Source organism: Citrobacter sp. Cpo089, assembly GCF_030332695.1.
Classification (GTDB): Bacteria; Pseudomonadota; Gammaproteobacteria; order Enterobacterales; family Enterobacteriaceae; genus Citrobacter; species Citrobacter portucalensis.
In genome coordinates this window covers 109,585-125,640 of sequence record NZ_JAOWHJ010000076.1, presented here as the reverse complement: position 1 = coordinate 125,640, position 16,056 = coordinate 109,585, and the positions used below count along the sequence as shown (strand labels likewise).

Here is a 16,056-nt window from a genome sequence, read left to right as displayed (position 1 = left end):
TATACCGTGCGAGGATATAGCGCAAAACGTAGATTAATGAGCAGCCTGCGGATGCGCTAAGCCATATTCAACAAGGGCATCAGCCAGTTTTTCCAGCCCATCAATAGTTCTGATCCCAGCATTCATTGTCTGTACGTCAATGACCGGCAGATGGTTTTCCTTAACGGCAGGAACCAGCCTGGTGACAGGATCGGACTTGAGGTATTCCATCTTGACCTTCCAGTCATCTGCCGGGAAGCGGCGACGGCTCATCTCGCCGAGCACAATGACAGAAGGATTAGCTTTAGCGATAGTTTCCCAGCCCACTGTTGGCCATTCTTCGGCAGAATCAATCACATTCTTCACACCCAGTGTTTGGGCTATCCATGCTGCTGGGCCAAACTTCCCGGCAACGTAAGGATCGAGCTGTAAATCGGCGCTTGAAAACCAGAACACGGCAGAAACATTCTTATCAATACCGGTAATTTTATTTTTCGCTGCGGCTTCACGTGCTTTAAGGCTGGCAATCAGCGCTTCGCCTTTATCCTGAACATCGAAGATTTTTGCCAGATCGGCGACTTCCTGATACACCATGGTGATATCAAACATCCCTTTACGGACACCATCACCACCATCTTCGTTATCTTTCGCACAGTCAGCTGGCGCGGTGTAAACAGGAACTTTCAGTTCACTAAACTGTTCATAAGAGGCAACTGTGCCAGCAGGGCCGATTTGCCACTCAAACTGGCTGGCGATCAGATCTGGTTTTTTAGCCAAAATCCCTTCAAAACTCGGAATATTTTGCGCAATAACGGCAACTTTTTCATTTTCTGTTTTATAGGCGTCCAGTACCGGGCCAAACCACAATGAAGTACCGACGACGCGATCGGCAAGGCCTAATGAATAGAGGATCTCGGTACTGTTCTGACCCACCGTTGCCACGCGCGTTGGTGCCTGATTAAAGGTAATCTCGCGGCCACAGTTTTTAATCGTCAGAGGATATTCGGTTTTTGCCGCGTCAGAAAAACCGGAAGCGAGCAGTAGAGCAGTGGTACCAAAAACAGCCAGAAGCGTTTTTTTAGAGGAGTAAAAGGTAGAATTATCGTGCATTGTCATCGTCCCGTTGATGCCAGAATCTTAAGGTCTGGTCATGGCTCATTTCATTCCATATATCGGGAGGAGACATGAAGATAGATGACATTGAATCGTGAAATTTAAGAATAAAGATATGCGAAAAATGCAAGTAATACTGACTTAGCCAAAATCTTATTCATAAATACACTACTGCTGGTGTCAAATAATTCATCCCATGGACCATCCCGTCCACTCAATGGTATACATCATTGACAGCAGGTCTCCTGACTCACGGTAATCAGAATATCAGCCTTCCCATAAAGATAAACTTTACAGTGACCTGTGGCTTATTAGCCACACAAGGATATTCTGCATCCGCCTACAGTTGCGGGGGCAGTTATGGAATTGAATTAAATAATTCTCACCATATTCCTATTCATACACAAAATGTAATGAAATGCTGTCGAAAGTGACTCTAACGGCAATTGTTAACAAGGTCAACCACGGAATGTAAGAGGTATAAAGATAATGTCGTTCTGAAAATAACCAGTAAAAACAATAGGATGTAGATGCATTGCTCTGTGTGTTGCTATAAATGAAAATAACAACAGAAAGCTAAATGAGAATTGATTGATGTTGATCAAATTACGAGCTTGATTCAATCTCTGCGTATAAAACATATTGATCACCATCAAAAATGCTGCGGATTGGTGTTTGAATCCTTTTTTTACGAACTCTCCATATGTACCAATTGCCATTCATCCTGCATATCCATAATCACCTTAAAATTATTACGCAACCAGAAGTGATATCCTCCTGGTAAAAAATGGTGGGTGTGAAGATACAACGTTTTATATTGATGTTGCTGACAGAATACATCTGCTAAAGCAAACAATTGGCTACCAATCCCCTGTCTACGATAGCGTTCATCCACGTAGCAACGACAAATTTCTGCCGTTTCACGCAAGTTGTAGCGCCCACGCAGTTCAGTAATACGATCATTATATTGACATACCGCCAGTGTGGCGATTAATTCTTGGTTTTCATTCCATGCGCAAAGCAATAAATTTCTTTCCTGTAACAGATACTGTTGTTCGAGATCAAAGAGATCTTCTTCGGCAGAAGGCATGGATCTGCCGGCATTGAAGAATAAATTAAGATGCTCAATAAGGAACGACTGAACAGCAGGAATATCGGCGTGAGTCATCTCACTAAATCTAAATGGGATCATGGCATGCATAACTCAATCTTAGAATGGAAAACGATAATAACAATAAGCCTCCTTTAAAAACAATATTGAGCGGCAAGAGACAGAAATGCAATTATCTATGGTGCTATTCTGCATACGGATTATAAATGGGAATCGTAAGCCCCTGCTGCTGGCGACGGTAGTAGCCACGCCGCTGGTGGGGGGGATCTGGGGGGACCACAATCGGATGGTGAGGCGCTTTCTTGTGCCTGGTTCCCGTCGCGGTCCTCGCCTTTATCTGGCAGTGCACGTTTGCCATGAGCAACGTACTGCTTCTTTGCGCTGGGGTGCTGACGTTATTCACCGCAAGCCAGAAGACCAACACGCTGTGTTCCGTTTTACCACTTACCTGCACCACTAACTCTCAAAAATGAGAGGCCGATCCTCTGAGCAGGACTTTTGTCCTCAATCACCTCACAAACGTCTGGTTACAATCCCTGCATATCTTCAATACCCATAATTCAGGAATTGTTATGACTGCACATATTAATGCCAAGCCAGGGGATTTCGCGCCAACCGTTATTATGCCGGGCGATCCGCTCCGTGCTAAATTTATTGCCGAAAATTATTTAATGGATTACCGCGAAGTCACCAATGTACGTAATATGCTGGGTTATACCGGTTTATATTTTGGGCAACCTGTTTCGGTGATGGGACATGGAATGGGCATTCCTTCAATGACGCTTTATGCCCATGAACTGGTACATGATTTTGGTGTGCAAAGAATTATTCGCGTCGGCAGTTTAGGCGCAACACAACATCATGTCAAAATGCGCGATATTATCCTGGCCGTCGCCGCCGGAACGGATTCAGTCACAAATTTAAAACGTAGCGCGGGCTATGCGATGGCAACATCTGCCTATTTCCCATTATTACAGCAGGCGTGGACGCTGGCACAGAAGGCGGGTATCGATATTAAAGTCGGCAATGTTTTCAGCGGCGATCTTTATTACGATCCTGACGAAAATTTAATACCGGCACTGGAAAAATTCGGTGTACTGGGTGTAGATATGGAAGTAGCAGGCTTATACGCTTTAGCACATCAGTTTAATATTGAAGCGCTGGCTATTTTAACTGTCTCCGATCATTGCCTGACAGGTGAAGAAACAACGGCAGAAGAACGACAATTGACCTTTAACAACATGATTGAGCTGGCGCTAAATACTGCTGTTACCGCTTAGTTCCGGCTTTTAATTGAACCAATCAGAGATGGCATTATATGAAGAATAAAATAGCACTTACGCTGATTAGTTTTCTGGCAAATTTTATTATGGCAGGGTTTGCCAGTCAGTTCGGTATGCTAATCGAACCGATTGCAGTACGCTACGGTGCCGATGTGAATACCGTTGCTTCGATATTTTCGTTGCTCAATGGTGGAGCATTAGCCGGCACCATCGCCGCCTTTTTCCTGATTGAGAAAATCGGTGTGAAGCGTATGACGCTCATTATCTATTCGATAGTGTTCCTTTGCGCTCTGGTAATGCACTTAAGCCCTGGCTTATGGCCGGTGATGGTCGCCATGACCCTGGTGGGTTTTTGCGGTGGGATCGGTCTGTGCGTGGCAGGAACGATTGTGGTATCGGTCTGGCAGGATCGTATTCAAAGTACGATGCTGGTGGTGCAGGACGCCACTTTTAACGTCGCGGGTGTAGTTTTCCCGCTGATCACCACCTTCGCCCTGACGCACAATATGTCGTGGAGTTACAGCTATCTGAGCGTGGGTATGGTGGCCTTACTCACGCTGGGCGTTGTGGCGCTCACCCGCTTTACTGCCTGCGAGACGTCGCCCACGGCAGATCGGACAGACAAGGTAAAATCGGAGTGGAATCCAGGGATTATCAGCGGAGGCATTGGCCTGTTCTTAGGTATGCTGGCGCTGTACACCTTCCTGACCTGGGCACCATTATTTGTGAAGAACAAATTTGGCATTCCCTTTGAAGAAGCAGGAAATATTATTACGCAATACTGGGGCGCTGCGCTGGTCGGGGCATTAGTATCAACCGTCATTGTTTCTCGGGTGAAGATACATTATTTCCTGCTAAGTATTATTTTGCTGGCTAGCATTATTACCACAATTATCGTCACGAAGGATAATATCTCCGGGCTTGATTATCTGGCATACAGTTACGGCTTTGTCTGTGCTGCGCTGTATAACTCATTTATTGCCTATGGTGTTTCTTTCGTGAAGCGTGCGAGCAGTCAGAACGTTTCTTATATTTTAATTAGCGGCAGTGCCGGGGCCATGTTTAGTCCGGCGATCAGCGCGCTCATGGAAAAAACAATGGGATTACAGAAAATTATGTACGCAATACCGGTGTTGTATTTAATTATCTTTGTTATGTTAATGGCGACATTAAAACTCAAACGTAATTAAAAGCACTAATAATACTTACCTCTTTAATTAAATAGCCAGTCGCCACACCATTTATATGGTGAGGCGATACTCAACCTTACTCAAAGGAATTGAAAATGCTGAAAAAGAATAAATTAATGATTAAAAAAACAATCCTGGGTGCAGTAGTGGCAATGAGCTGTATGCAAGCATTCGCGGCTGACTATACTGATGGCAACATCCGTAAAAATGATTTTAACTGGATGCAGATGAACTTAATGCAAAGTGTGGACGCGAAAGTGCCATATGGTATTCGCAATGACACCTATCTGGAACTGGAGTTTGGTGCACGCTCTGGCATTATCGATCTGTACGGTTATGTGGATTTCTTTGATATTTTGGATCGCGAGCAGGACGATCGTCACGGTGGTGATAACTTCTTTGCCAAGATATCTCCACGTTTTTCCCTGGACGCCATTTTTAATAAAGATTTATCCGTTGGGCCGTTTAACGAATTCTATATTGCAACGGTAAATAACATTGGCGACCGGGAATTATTTGAACATTACGTTGGTCTGGGTACAGATGTGAAGGTCCCGTGGTTTGGTCTGGTGGGAATGAACATCTATGCGCATTATGTTCGTGAAAACTACGGTGCGGATAACGAAGGAAAGTGGGATGGTTACATGTTCTCGACTAACTGGTCGACGCCATTCTATACCTTTGCCAACGGCAGTTATCTGAACTATCAGGGGTACTTTGACTACCAGTTCGCCGCGAATAAGATTGCTAATCAACCGTTATACAGCAATAACGCGATTGAATGGTATAACGGTATCTACTGGCATTCAGAGCATTATGCAGTCGGTTATGGCCTGAAGTATTTCCGTAACATGGCATTGATGGAAAACCACGGCGGAGCAGGGCGAACCACCGGGCTCGGTCACTATTTCAATCTCACCTATAAGTTCTGATTGCGCCGAAATGACACACCAATGCTCTGTTTACGAGAGTTGGTGTGTCAGTCAATGATGTCATTGCCGAGAAATTTACGCAGCCCATCCAGATCCTTAATTTCCAGTCCTTGCTTCGTTCGCGTTACCAGCCCGGCATCCGTCAGCGCTTTAACCGCCCGCCGATAGACCCGGTCGGTTGTGCCGAATCGCTCAGCTTCCTGGTATTTTTTATGGAAACCATCCATCGGCTGCTTGTTCTGATGCTGGCGATACAGGTCATACGCCACGTTATGTACGATAGGGTAGAGCATCCGGTGCAGGAAGATTTCCAGCATATCCTGATAATCAATCGCCATTGCACTGGCAAAAAATATCGCCAGTCTGGGATGCTGATTCAGCGCTTCTTCCAGACGGTCACAGCTGCACACCGCTACGGTCAGTGGTTCTTCCGCGACGATATCAAGCTGGCAGCGATACCCGGTAAAAAACTCCATTTCACCAAACAGCTGCTCGTCGCATTCCATGGCGCCCAACTGGAATCGGCGACCATTCTCCGCGCTGTAACGCAGCGAAATTCTTCCGGATTGCACCATGATCAGTCGATCGACAACCTGTCCCTGGCGGTATAGATACTCATCTTCCTGGATAATCTGCGTTTCAGAGAGCAGTTCCTGAAATATCTTCTCAATCAAGGCATCATCCTGCTGCCAGATGTTGTGAAAACGACCTTTCGTGAGGGGTTTAAGCTGCATGACTCAACGTCTTATTGTTTAAGATAATTCTTATCTGAGACTGTATGCCATCTGCTGGGCAATGTCATTAAGAGCGCGGGGCGGATAATAAAAGGACCAGCACCATGCTGGTCCTGACACACTAAGGATGGCTGATAAAGCGAGACAGGCGCTGGCGCAGCAGGCGGTTTTCCTGGCGTAACTGAGCGTTCTCCTCCAGCAACGTCAGCGCAACGGCAATCCCTGGCCAGTCAAGTTCCAGCTCCTGACGAAGGCGCACCGCGCGACGCATTACTGTCAGCGCATGATCGTCAAACGTCTCGTCTTCATGGGGTTCTATCACCCCTAAGCCGACAATCTCATGCAGCTCTTCTTCTGACACACCGGTGTACAGACAAAATTCGGTAATGGTAAAAGTGACGGTAACGTTAGCCATTATGCTTTCCCCCACTCTTTGCGCGGATCAAAGGTCTTTTGTGCATCCGCCAGTAGTTGCCACAGGGCGGCACTGGCGTCGTCAGGTTTCGGTGGCATGACTATTTTGATCACCGCATACAAATCGCCGGTATGTTTTTTACTTACCAGACCCTTGCCTTTAATGCGTAGCCGCTGACCGGCCTGGCTGCCTGCAGGAATGGTCAGCAGGATGCTCTCTTTCAGCGTCGGAACGGTTACTTTCGCACCCAGCGCAGCTTCCCACGGCGCGAGGGGAACGACAACTTCCAGATCCTGATTAACGATATCGAACAGCGGATGCGGCGCAATATGAATCACCAGCCACAAATCACCGTTCGGCCCACCGTTTTCGCCGGGGGTGCCCTGGCCTTTCAGACGGATGCGCTGGCCGTTACCGACGCCAGCCGGAATTTTCACATTCAGCGTTTTAGGAATTTCTCGTTCTACCATGCCAAACGCATTGTAGACTGGCAGGTTGTAACTGATAGTGCGGCTATGCTCAGTAAGCGTTTCTTCGAGGAATACGGCAACTTCGATTTCGATGTCGTGCCCGCGGCTGGCAGGGCGCTGGCGCGACTGGTGCGCACGCTGACCAAAAATGGAGGAGAAGATATCGTCGAAATCTTCGGCGCTGTAGCTTTGATTCTCTCCTTGCTGGAATTGACGGCTGAACTGTGGGTCGTTGCGGTGCTGCCACAGCTGGTCGTACTCGGCGCGTCGCTGCTCATCACTCAATACTTCCCAGGCTTCTGCAACCTCTTTAAACCGGGCCTCCGCGTCAGTCTCTTTGCTGACATCAGGATGATATTTACGGGCGAGTCGACGATAGGCGGTCTTGATTGTCTTGAGATCGTCTGTCGGTTTCACGCCCATAATGGCGTAATAATCCTTTAATTCCATAGCGTTCTCTCGTGTAAATCAACACTTGCAGAAGGTGAACCCTGACAACAGGTATCACCGCTAAGTTTAGGGTAATCCTGATAACGGCGAATGCCAACCGGGAAGGGAGGATATTGCGATAAACGATGCAGGCATTGCACCACCAACAGCGCAGTTGAGGTTACGGCATCTGTTGTGTGGTGCGAAAAATGAGATTAGCTAAACATCAGGATTTGCTTATCAGGAAGCGGACCGTATCAGCATAGTTTTGCACGAATGCATTAAGGTCATCAGACTTCAGTCCTTTTGGATTGATCATATATTTTCCGTTGATAAAAATGGCGGGCACACCGGTTAAATCAACTGCCTTCGCCATTTCTTGCTGCTTAGCGGTCAGTGATTTCACGGCAAAGCTATTCCATGCCGCATCATAATCACTGGCGCTGACGCCCGCGCTGATAAATACGTTACGAATATCGTCCGCTGTTTTAACGGTTTGTTTTTTCTGAACGGCATCAAAAAGCAACGGCTTAACTTTATCTTGTACGTTTAACAGCATGGCGACGGACCAGGCGTGGGTCATGTCTTGCCCCAGCGGTCCTAAAAAGTCGACGTGGTATTCGGTGAGTTTGACATCTGCAGGCAATACTTTTTTCACGTTATCAGTGATTTCAAAAACTTCATCGTACTGATAACAGGAAGGGCAGTAGAATGAGAAAAACTTCAGCGCCGGCGGTGCGGAAGCGACAGGTTTTTCCAGGGTGATATACTCTTTGCCGTCGGTAAATGATGCTGCCTGAGCGCTAACTGTAAAAAGTAACCCAATCAGGGGTAATAAATATTTTTTCATTTCCATATACTCTAAATAACATTTAATAAACAAATCATTCTGCTAATGAATACGTTATTCATTGCGCCTGGATATAATAATGGAATCTTCTGAAAATACGCTGACCCTTACTTTCATTTACGCATCAGTACGTAGCGGACATTATTTGTGTGCTGTCATTGAATTATCTACATGCATTCTTCGTAAATAGTGAATGATAACTTGCGTGATATTTTCAGGGGTATTTTAGCAATGTCTAGTGTAATAAACGAAGACGAAAATATGATTAATTATCATTTCGATTTTAAAGCGTGAATAGCAAGGTATTGCGCTAAGTTCTGCAAATACCCCGTAGATTTTCTTTTTCTTGTCGTGCGTGAATGAATAGGTTAAGTGTCAGAGATGAGCAACCCAAATGGATATCGCTATGATTGACCACCTGGATCACCTGGTACTAACCACCAATCATGAAGAGGCTTGCGTTCGTTTCTATGTCGAGCTTTTAGGCATGAGGCTGGAAACCTTCGCGCAAGGTCGGAAAGCCTTTGTCTTTGGCAATCAGAAAATCAATCTCCACATTCGGGGAAAAGAGTTTGAACCCAAAGCCTACGCGCCAACGCCGGGGGCGCTGGATTTGTGTTTTATCACCACGCGTACGCTGGAAGAGGTGATGGAGACGTTTCAAACCCACGGAGTTGAGATTATTGAAGGGCCCGTTGCACGTACCGGTGCGACAGGACCTATTCGCTCGGTGTATGTCAGGGATCCCGATCTCAATCTGATTGAAATCGCGGTATATCCAGCAGATAGCAGGACATAACTTTACAGCGTAAAGGTTGCCAAAACCTGGCGAGTGGTTAAGATAACTCGCATCAATGAGTGAGGGTATAATGGCGAAACGTCAACGGATGGGATGGTGGTTCCTCTGTCTGGCATGTGTTGTGGTGATGGTTTGCACCGCACAACGCATGGCGGGCCTGCACGCGTTGCAGATGGATACCGCCGTTACAAGCGTTGCCGCCAGCGCGCAAGTGCAGACCGACGAGGCCTCACCCGTTACCCCTTGTGAACTGAGCGCGAAGTCATTACTGGCTGCGCCACCCGTACTGTTTGAAGGTGCTATTCTGGTGCTGTGCCTGCTGTTGTCGTTGCTGGCGCCAGTGCGGGCGTTTCGCCTACCTTTTTTCCCACCGCGAGCCATTTCGCCGCCCACTCTCCGGGTGCATCTCCGATTTTGCGTCTTCCGTGAATGACAGAACAGCCGTTGCTGACTGTTAGATAATTATTCACGGAGAAAAACTATGATGACTGTTTTCAGACAGGCGTTGCTCTGTCTGTTATTGCTATGGCTGCCCGTATCCTGGGCGGCTGAACCCGGCTGGCTGCGTTCACCCGATAACGATCACGCCAGCGTGCGGTTACGCGCTGATACGTCCGCAGGCGGAGAAACCCGTCTGCTGCTGGATGTCAAACTGGAGGACGGCTGGAAAACCTACTGGCGTTCTCCGGGCGAGGGGGGCGTTGCGCCTGCTATCGCCTGGAAAGGGGAAATGCCTGCGGTCGACTGGTCCTGGCCAACCCCTGCTCGTTTTGAGGTCGCCAATATCACTACCCAGGGGTATCACGATAAGGTGACGTTTCCGATGGTGGTGCGCGGTAGAGCGCCCGCCACGCTCAGCGGCGTTTTGACGCTATCTACCTGTAGCAACGTTTGCCTGTTGACGGATTTTCCTTTTTCCGTGACGCCCACAGCCCAGGACCCGACTTTTGCACATGATTATGCTCAGGCGATGGGACAGATCCCACTTGCCAGCGGCCTGACCGATACTCTGAGCGCTGGCGCACGGGCGGGAGAGTTAGTCGTCGAGGCTCACCGTGCGGGAGGCTGGACTGCACCGGGGCTGTATCTGGATGCTGTTGATGATACGGATTTTGGCATGCCGCAAATCCATGTTGAGGGGGAGATGTTACGCGCCACGGTACCTGTACATGACGGTTGGGGAGAAGGCGCGCCGGATCTGCGTGGTAAGTCAGTCACGCTGGTGCTGGCAGATAACGGTGTTGCCCAGGAGAGTCGTCTGGCGATTGGCGAAGCCCCGGTTGTTGAGAACGCCTCACTCCCACTGTGGCAAGTGGTGCTCATGGCACTGCTGGGTGGTTTGATCCTCAATCTGATGCCTTGTGTGTTACCGGTTCTCGGCATGAAGCTGGGCTCTATTTTGCTGGTCGAGGAAAAAAGTCGTCGCCAGATCCGTCGTCAGTTCCTCGCATCGGTAGCCGGAATACTGGTCTCGTTTATGGCACTGGCGCTATTGATGACGGTGCTGCGTTTAACCAATCAGGCCCTTGGCTGGGGGATCCAGTTTCAGAATCCATGGTTCATTGGCGTCATGGTACTGGTGATGCTGACGTTCAGCGCCAGCCTGTTCGGGTGGTTTGAATTCCGCCTGCCTTCTGCAATGACCACCACGCTGGCGACTCACGGCGGCAACGGACTGTCGGGACATTTCTGGCAAGGTGCATTTGCGACACTGCTTGCCACGCCGTGCAGTGCCCCGTTTCTGGGAACGGCGGTGGCGGTAGCATTGACCGCTTCGCTGCCGACGTTGTGGGGATTGTTTATCGCACTAGGGCTGGGGATGAGCTTACCGTGGCTGCTGGTGGCCCTGCGTCCCGGTCTGGCGCTGCGTTTGCCGCGACCAGGGCGGTGGATGAATATTTTGCGGCGTCTGCTTGGCGTGATGATGCTGGGTTCGGCTATCTGGCTTGCGACGTTGCTGCTCCCACACTTAGGGTTTAGCGGACAAAGTAGCGCTAAAGAAAGCGTGAACTGGCAACCGCTAAGCGAGCAAGCGATTGAGGATGCGCTGGCACAACATAAGCGCGTGTTCATTGACGTCACAGCCGACTGGTGCATCACCTGTAAGGTAAACAAATACAACGTGTTGCATAAAGAAGACGTACAGGCCGCATTGCAACAGCCGGATGTGGTGGCGCTGCGCGGCGACTGGACACTCCCTTCTGAAGCTATTACCGCATTTCTAAAAAAACGCGGCCAGGTTGCTGTGCCGTATAACCAAATTTATGGCCCCGGTCTGCCAGATGGCCAGGCGTTACCCACGTTGTTAACCCGCGATGCGGTACTGCAAACGTTGAATGATGCCAAAGGAGTAACCCCATGAAAATGATGATTGTTCTGCTGTTAACCTTGTTTTCTGCCGTCAGTATCGCGAAAGAGCCTGCGCCGTTTACCCCGGAACAGGAAAAGCAAATTGAAGCATTAATTCAGGAAGCCTTGTTTAACGATCCCAACAGCCCGCGGCTTGGCGCGAAGCAGGCGAAACTGACCCTGATAAACTTCACCGATTACAACTGCCCATACTGCAAGCAGTTGGATCCAATGCTGGAAAAAATTGTGCAGAAATATCCTGACGTGGCGGTGGTGATTAAACCGCTGCCGTTTAAAGGTGAAAGCTCGGAACTGGCGGCGCGGACCGTGTTGACCACCTGGCATGAGCATCCGCAACAGTCCCTGGCATTACATGAAAAATTGATGCAGAAGAAGGGCTATCATACCGACGTCAGTATCAAGCAGGCGCAGGAAAAAGCGGGGGCCAGTCCGGTGACGCTGGATGCCCAAAGTGCTGAAACGCTGAGTACTAACCTGCAACTGGCGAGACTGGTGGGGGTGCAGGGAACCCCCGCAACGATTATTGGTGATGAACTTATTCCCGGTGCGGTGTCGTGGGAAACCCTTGAGGAAGTGGTAAAAGAAAAACTGGCGGCGGCCAATGCTCAGTAAACTGCGCCGCTGGCTGCGCGAAGGGCTGATCTTACTGGCATTGTTGGCGGGGGCGATGCTGCTGATGGATGCCTGGCGCGCGCCGCAGCTCCCTGCCTCCTTTGACAGCACGCCTTTACAAACGCTGGATGGTGAAACCGTCACGCTGGCGGCGCTCAGCAAAGACGAGCCGGTGTTGCTTTATTTCTGGGCGAGCTGGTGCGGCGTATGCCGCTTCACGACGCCGGAAGTCGCCAGGCTGCGTTCGGAAGGGGAAAATGTGATGACCATTGCGTTACGTTCCGGAAATGAAGCTGAGGTATCTCGCTGGCTGTCGCGAAAAGGCGTGGACTTTCCAGTCATCAATGATGCGAACGGGGCCATTTCCCGCAGTTGGGCGATCAGCGTCACGCCCACGCTGGTGGTGATGTCACAAGGTCGGGTGGTATCAACCACCAGCGGCTGGACCAGCTACTGGGGCATGAAACTTCGGTTGTGGTGGGCGAAAACGTTCTGATAAATGTGCCGGGGAAACCCGGCATTTTTTATGACGTCACCCTCGCCAGGAAGGCATATTTCGTTGCCTGACGAAGCAAACACAGTGATTAACGTCCAGAATCAGGCATCTTCTCTTTTCCAGGAAAGTGCAACATGACGAGTTCTTTAGCGTTTGAACCCGCTCTGGTGGTGATGATTACAGCTACATTTGTCCTCGCGGGGATGGTGAAAGGCGTTACGGGTATGGGATTACCCACCGTGGCAATGGGGATCCTCGGATCGCTTATTTCGCCAGTTGCCGCGGCGGCCATGCTGCTATTGCCTTCGCTGATAAGCAATTTGTTCCAGTTTGGCGGTGGCGGAAATACACGCCAATTACTCAAACGACTGTGGCCAATGCTGCTGACAGTGGTAATGGCGACTCTGCTTGCCAGCACCTGGATTACCGGGGGGGACACCACCCGTACCCAGTTTGCGCTCGGCGTGGCGCTGGTGGCCTACGCTATCTGGACGCTGGCGGGAAAGAAAATCGTGGTGGCCCCGCAGCGTGAAAAACCATACTCCCTCGTTATTGGATTTGTGACCGGCTTATTGACCGGCGGAACCGGGGTGTTTGTGATGCCCGCAGTGCCCTGGATCCAGTCCCTCGGCTTTGAGAAAGATGAACTGGTGCAGGCGCTCGGGATCTCTTTTACCTTTTCGACCCTGGCATTGGCGCTGGGTCTGTGGTGGCACAACGCGCTGCCCATACAATCGCTAAGTTTGTCGGCTTTGGCCATTGTTCCTGCGCTGATTGGCCAATGGATAGGTACCCGTGTGCGAAGGGTTATTTCTCCGCTCGTGTTTAAACGCTGTTTTCTGTTTTGTCTGGTCGGGTTGGGTACAGAGATGATGCTGCGTGCTGTGTGACCGGTGCGGTGACTTTGCGCGACTTTCATGGCATCGTTAATTCAGAGATTCAGGGCCAATGAGGTCGTTATGGCATCCGTGATATTACATGAAGAAGAGGGCGATCTGGAGTCGAAAATGGCACTCACTGCGGCAGTGATGGCCGATAAATCGCGCTCGCGTATGTTGTGCGCCCTAATGGATGGCTGCGCCTGGACTGCAACTGAGCTCAGCGCGGTGGCGGATATATCCGCGTCGACCGCCAGCGCGCATCTGGCGCGTCTGTGCGAACAACGTTTTGTTGTCGCGTTGGCGCAGGGCAGACATCGTTATTTTCGCCTTGCAGGTTCCGATATCGCTGAACTGCTGGAACGCCTGATGGGCGTTGCGTGGGCGACATCAACGCCCCGCAGAATCACTACACCGCCAGGTTTGCGCCATGCCCGCACCTGCTACGACCATCTCGCCGGAGAGGTCGCGGTGAGGTTGTTCGATACGCTGGTTTCCCGTCAGTGGTTAACGCCGGATGGTGAAACGCTGACTCCTCTTGGCCAGGAAAATCTGGCCCGGATGGGGATTGTCCTGGCGGCGGGCTCATCCCGGCGGAAGTTAACCTGCGGTTGTCTGGACTGGAGCGAACGACGTTATCATCCTGGTGGTGTGCTTGGCGCAACGCTGCTGCGCTGGTTCAGTGAACAGCGATGGATAAAAACCGAACAGGGCAGCCGCCATATCATCTTCACACCTCTTGGCATTCGTAAACTCGAAACCGAATTTGGTGTTAAAACGACACGCTAGATGGTCTGTTTTGCGAAAGCGTTCCCGGAAATATGTCATATTTCTGTCACACTCTGTTGTGATTGATAACAACAAGAGGTCGTAGGGATGAATAAATCGTTAATCGCCACAGCCGTGGCTGGGGCTGTCTTATTGTCAACCGCCGCGCAGGCGCAGACCGCGCCGGAAGGCTATCAGCTTCAGCAAGTATTGATGATGAGTCGGCATAACTTACGCGCACCTTTAGCCAATAATGGCAGCGTTCTTGAGCAGTCCACCCCCAAACAATGGCCAGAATGGGATGTCCCCGGCGGACAACTCACTACTAAAGGCGGTGTGCTGGAAATCTATATGGGCCACTACATGCGAGAGTGGCTGGCAGAGCAGGGGATGGTGAAATCGGGCGAATGCCCGGCACCGAATACGGTCTATACCTATGCTAACAGCCTGCAGCGTACGGTCGCCACGGCGCAGTTCTTTGTCACCGGTGCTTTCCCTGGTTGCGATGTTCCGGTCCATCATCAGGAAAAAATGGGCACCATGGATCCTACCTTTAATCCGGTGATCACCGATGATTCCGCCGTCTTCAGCCAGCAGGCCGTTCAGGCCATGGAGAAAGAGCGTAGTAAAATGCAGCTCAACGATAGCTATCAGTTGCTTGAGCAAATGACCGACTACAAAGACTCTCCGTCCTGCAAAGAAAAACAGCAGTGTTCCCTGACCGATGCCAAAGATACGTTTAGTGCGAAATACCAGCAGGAGCCAGGCGTTTCGGGGCCGCTGAAGGTGGGGAATTCGCTGGTTGATGCCTTCACGCTGCAATATTACGAAGGCTTCCCAATGGACAAAGTTGCCTGGGGCGAGATTAAATCCGATCAGCAGTGGAAGGTTCTGTCGAAGCTGAAAAACGGCTATCAGGATAGCCTGTTCACCTCCCCGGAAGTGGCGCAGAACGTCGCCAAACCACTGGTGAAATATATTGATAATGCGCTGGTTACTGAACGCGCGAAAGCACCGAAAATAACCGTGCTGGTGGGGCATGATTCAAATATCGCTTCGCTGCTCACCGCGCTGGATTTTAAACCGTACCAACTTCACGATCAGAACGAGCGTACGCCGATTGGCGGGAAGATTGTCTTCCAGCGCTGGCATGACAGCAATGCAAATCGTGATCTGATGAAAATCGAGTATGTGTATCAGAGCTCGCAGCAGTTGCGTAATGCAGACGTTCTGACGCTGAAATCTCCGGCGCAGCGCGTAACGCTGGAGCTGAAAGGATGTCCGATAGATGCGGATGGTTTTTGCACGATAGATAAGTTCGATAGCGTGCTGAATGAGGCGGCTAAGTAAAAGAAAACTCCCCCGTGTTCGCGGGGGAGTCAGCGCGCTAGACGTTTTTGCGTTCGATAGTCTGTTCACCCCAAAAGAGCGAATCTTTGTCTGTTTTTTCAAAGGCTTTGATGAGTACCTCATCGCTACCTTCTTCCCAAATTTTTTCCGCCAGTTTCTCGTCATAATGCGCGACTTCAAAAATGGCTTCGGCTATTTCCGGCGATGTATTGCGCAGACTTGCCCATTCGCCGACGCGATGGGCTTTCGCTTCTTGAGTTGGCATTCGAATCCTCCT

At 50.0% G+C, this 16,056-nt stretch carries 19 protein-coding genes, 1 pseudogene and 1 riboswitch; of the genes and pseudogenes, 13 read left to right on the top strand and 7 right to left on the bottom strand.

Annotation, left to right across the window (positions count from 1 at the left end; translation table 11 throughout):
* Positions 1-33: 33 nt before the first annotated feature.
* Both OGX92_RS22645 and OGX92_RS22640 read right to left on the bottom strand, forming a co-directional pair.
* On the bottom strand, positions 34-1,089 hold the full coding sequence (locus OGX92_RS22645) for an ABC transporter substrate-binding protein (protein WP_286587118.1): 1,056 nt from the start codon (positions 1,087-1,089) through the stop codon (positions 34-36).
* A gap of 221 nt (positions 1,090-1,310) precedes the next feature.
* Positions 1,311-1,533: riboswitch (cobalamin riboswitch) on the bottom strand.
* Between the two features lie 247 nt (positions 1,534-1,780).
* Complete coding sequence (locus OGX92_RS22640) at positions 1,781-2,284, bottom strand: GNAT family N-acetyltransferase (protein ID WP_003832026.1); 504 nt, start codon at positions 2,282-2,284, stop codon at positions 1,781-1,783.
* A gap of 148 nt (positions 2,285-2,432) precedes the next feature.
* Between OGX92_RS22640 and OGX92_RS22635 the strand changes: the two are divergent.
* From OGX92_RS22635 to OGX92_RS22615, 5 genes and pseudogenes are all read left to right on the top strand, one after another.
* A pseudogene (locus OGX92_RS22635) lies at positions 2,433-2,493 on the top strand (hypothetical protein); the annotation flags it as partial.
* 14 nt (positions 2,494-2,507) lie between these two features.
* Positions 2,508-2,663 carry a hypothetical protein gene (locus OGX92_RS23645; RefSeq protein WP_154816728.1) on the top strand — a complete coding sequence of 52 codons (156 nt, stop codon included), beginning with the start codon at positions 2,508-2,510 and terminating at the stop codon, positions 2,661-2,663.
* A gap of 112 nt (positions 2,664-2,775) precedes the next feature.
* On the top strand, positions 2,776-3,483 hold the full coding sequence (gene deoD / locus OGX92_RS22625) for a purine-nucleoside phosphorylase (RefSeq protein ID WP_032942921.1): 708 nt from the start codon (positions 2,776-2,778) through the stop codon (positions 3,481-3,483).
* Positions 3,484-3,521: 38 nt separating this feature from the next.
* Positions 3,522-4,676: an MFS transporter TsgA gene (gene tsgA, locus OGX92_RS22620; RefSeq protein ID WP_063941861.1), complete on the top strand. Its 1,155-nt coding sequence runs from the start codon at positions 3,522-3,524 to the stop codon at positions 4,674-4,676.
* Between the two features lie 95 nt (positions 4,677-4,771).
* Complete coding sequence (locus OGX92_RS22615) at positions 4,772-5,608, top strand: nucleoside-specific channel-forming Tsx family protein (protein WP_003832029.1); 837 nt, start codon at positions 4,772-4,774, stop codon at positions 5,606-5,608.
* 47 nt (positions 5,609-5,655) lie between these two features.
* Here the strand turns inward: OGX92_RS22615 and OGX92_RS22610 are convergent, their stop codons facing one another.
* The 4 genes from OGX92_RS22610 to dsbA all read right to left on the bottom strand — a co-directional run bounded on the left by OGX92_RS22610 (position 5,656) and on the right by dsbA (position 8,506).
* Entirely contained in the window at positions 5,656-6,342 is a 687-nt protein-coding gene (locus tag OGX92_RS22610) for a Crp/Fnr family transcriptional regulator (protein ID WP_003832031.1), read from the bottom strand.
* Positions 6,343-6,463: 121 nt separating this feature from the next.
* Complete coding sequence (gene cbpM, locus OGX92_RS22605) at positions 6,464-6,757, bottom strand: chaperone modulator CbpM (RefSeq protein WP_003832033.1); 294 nt, start codon at positions 6,755-6,757, stop codon at positions 6,464-6,466.
* Positions 6,757-7,677 carry a curved DNA-binding protein gene (gene cbpA / locus OGX92_RS22600; protein ID WP_286587117.1) on the bottom strand — a complete coding sequence of 307 codons (921 nt, stop codon included), beginning with the start codon at positions 7,675-7,677 and terminating at the stop codon, positions 6,757-6,759. Before cbpA ends, cbpM begins: the two co-directional genes overlap by 1 nt.
* Before the next feature lie 205 nt (positions 7,678-7,882).
* Complete coding sequence (gene dsbA / locus OGX92_RS22595; RefSeq protein ID WP_126318536.1) at positions 7,883-8,506, bottom strand: thiol:disulfide interchange protein DsbA; 624 nt, start codon at positions 8,504-8,506, stop codon at positions 7,883-7,885.
* A 394-nt stretch (positions 8,507-8,900) separates the two neighbouring features.
* Between dsbA and OGX92_RS22590 the strand changes: the two genes are divergently transcribed.
* The 8 genes from OGX92_RS22590 to agp all read left to right on the top strand — a co-directional run bounded on the left by OGX92_RS22590 (position 8,901) and on the right by agp (position 15,779).
* Entirely contained in the window at positions 8,901-9,305 is a 405-nt protein-coding gene (locus OGX92_RS22590) for a VOC family protein (protein ID WP_003832040.1), read from the top strand.
* 70 nt (positions 9,306-9,375) lie between these two features.
* The gene (locus OGX92_RS22585; RefSeq protein WP_003832041.1) at positions 9,376-9,738 is read left to right on the top strand and encodes a hypothetical protein; all 363 of its coding nucleotides are present in this window, start codon (positions 9,376-9,378) and stop codon (positions 9,736-9,738) included.
* 48 nt (positions 9,739-9,786) lie between these two features.
* The gene (locus tag OGX92_RS22580) at positions 9,787-11,667 is read left to right on the top strand and encodes a cytochrome c biogenesis protein CcdA (RefSeq protein WP_191221620.1); all 1,881 of its coding nucleotides are present in this window, start codon (positions 9,787-9,789) and stop codon (positions 11,665-11,667) included.
* A complete protein-coding gene (locus tag OGX92_RS22575; RefSeq protein WP_063941864.1) occupies positions 11,664-12,287 on the top strand; it encodes a DsbA family protein in 624 nt (207 codons plus the stop codon). Before OGX92_RS22580 ends, OGX92_RS22575 begins: the two co-directional genes overlap by 4 nt.
* Entirely contained in the window at positions 12,277-12,783 is a 507-nt protein-coding gene (locus OGX92_RS22570; protein WP_048214488.1) for a protein disulfide oxidoreductase, read from the top strand. Before OGX92_RS22575 ends, OGX92_RS22570 begins: the two co-directional genes overlap by 11 nt.
* Before the next feature lie 134 nt (positions 12,784-12,917).
* Positions 12,918-13,673: a sulfite exporter TauE/SafE family protein gene (locus OGX92_RS22565; RefSeq protein WP_149335614.1), complete on the top strand. Its 756-nt coding sequence runs from the start codon at positions 12,918-12,920 to the stop codon at positions 13,671-13,673.
* 69 nt (positions 13,674-13,742) lie between these two features.
* Positions 13,743-14,450: an ArsR/SmtB family transcription factor gene (locus tag OGX92_RS22560; RefSeq protein WP_286587116.1), complete on the top strand. Its 708-nt coding sequence runs from the start codon at positions 13,743-13,745 to the stop codon at positions 14,448-14,450.
* 87 nt (positions 14,451-14,537) lie between these two features.
* On the top strand, positions 14,538-15,779 hold the full coding sequence (agp, locus tag OGX92_RS22555; protein WP_206159968.1) for a bifunctional glucose-1-phosphatase/inositol phosphatase: 1,242 nt from the start codon (positions 14,538-14,540) through the stop codon (positions 15,777-15,779).
* A 37-nt stretch (positions 15,780-15,816) separates the two neighbouring features.
* On the opposite strand, the gene OGX92_RS22550 is transcribed toward agp, so the two are convergent.
* Positions 15,817-16,044, bottom strand: coding sequence for a YccJ family protein (locus tag OGX92_RS22550; protein ID WP_003036015.1), 228 nt, complete (start codon positions 16,042-16,044; stop codon positions 15,817-15,819).
* Positions 16,045-16,056 lie beyond the last annotated feature (12 nt).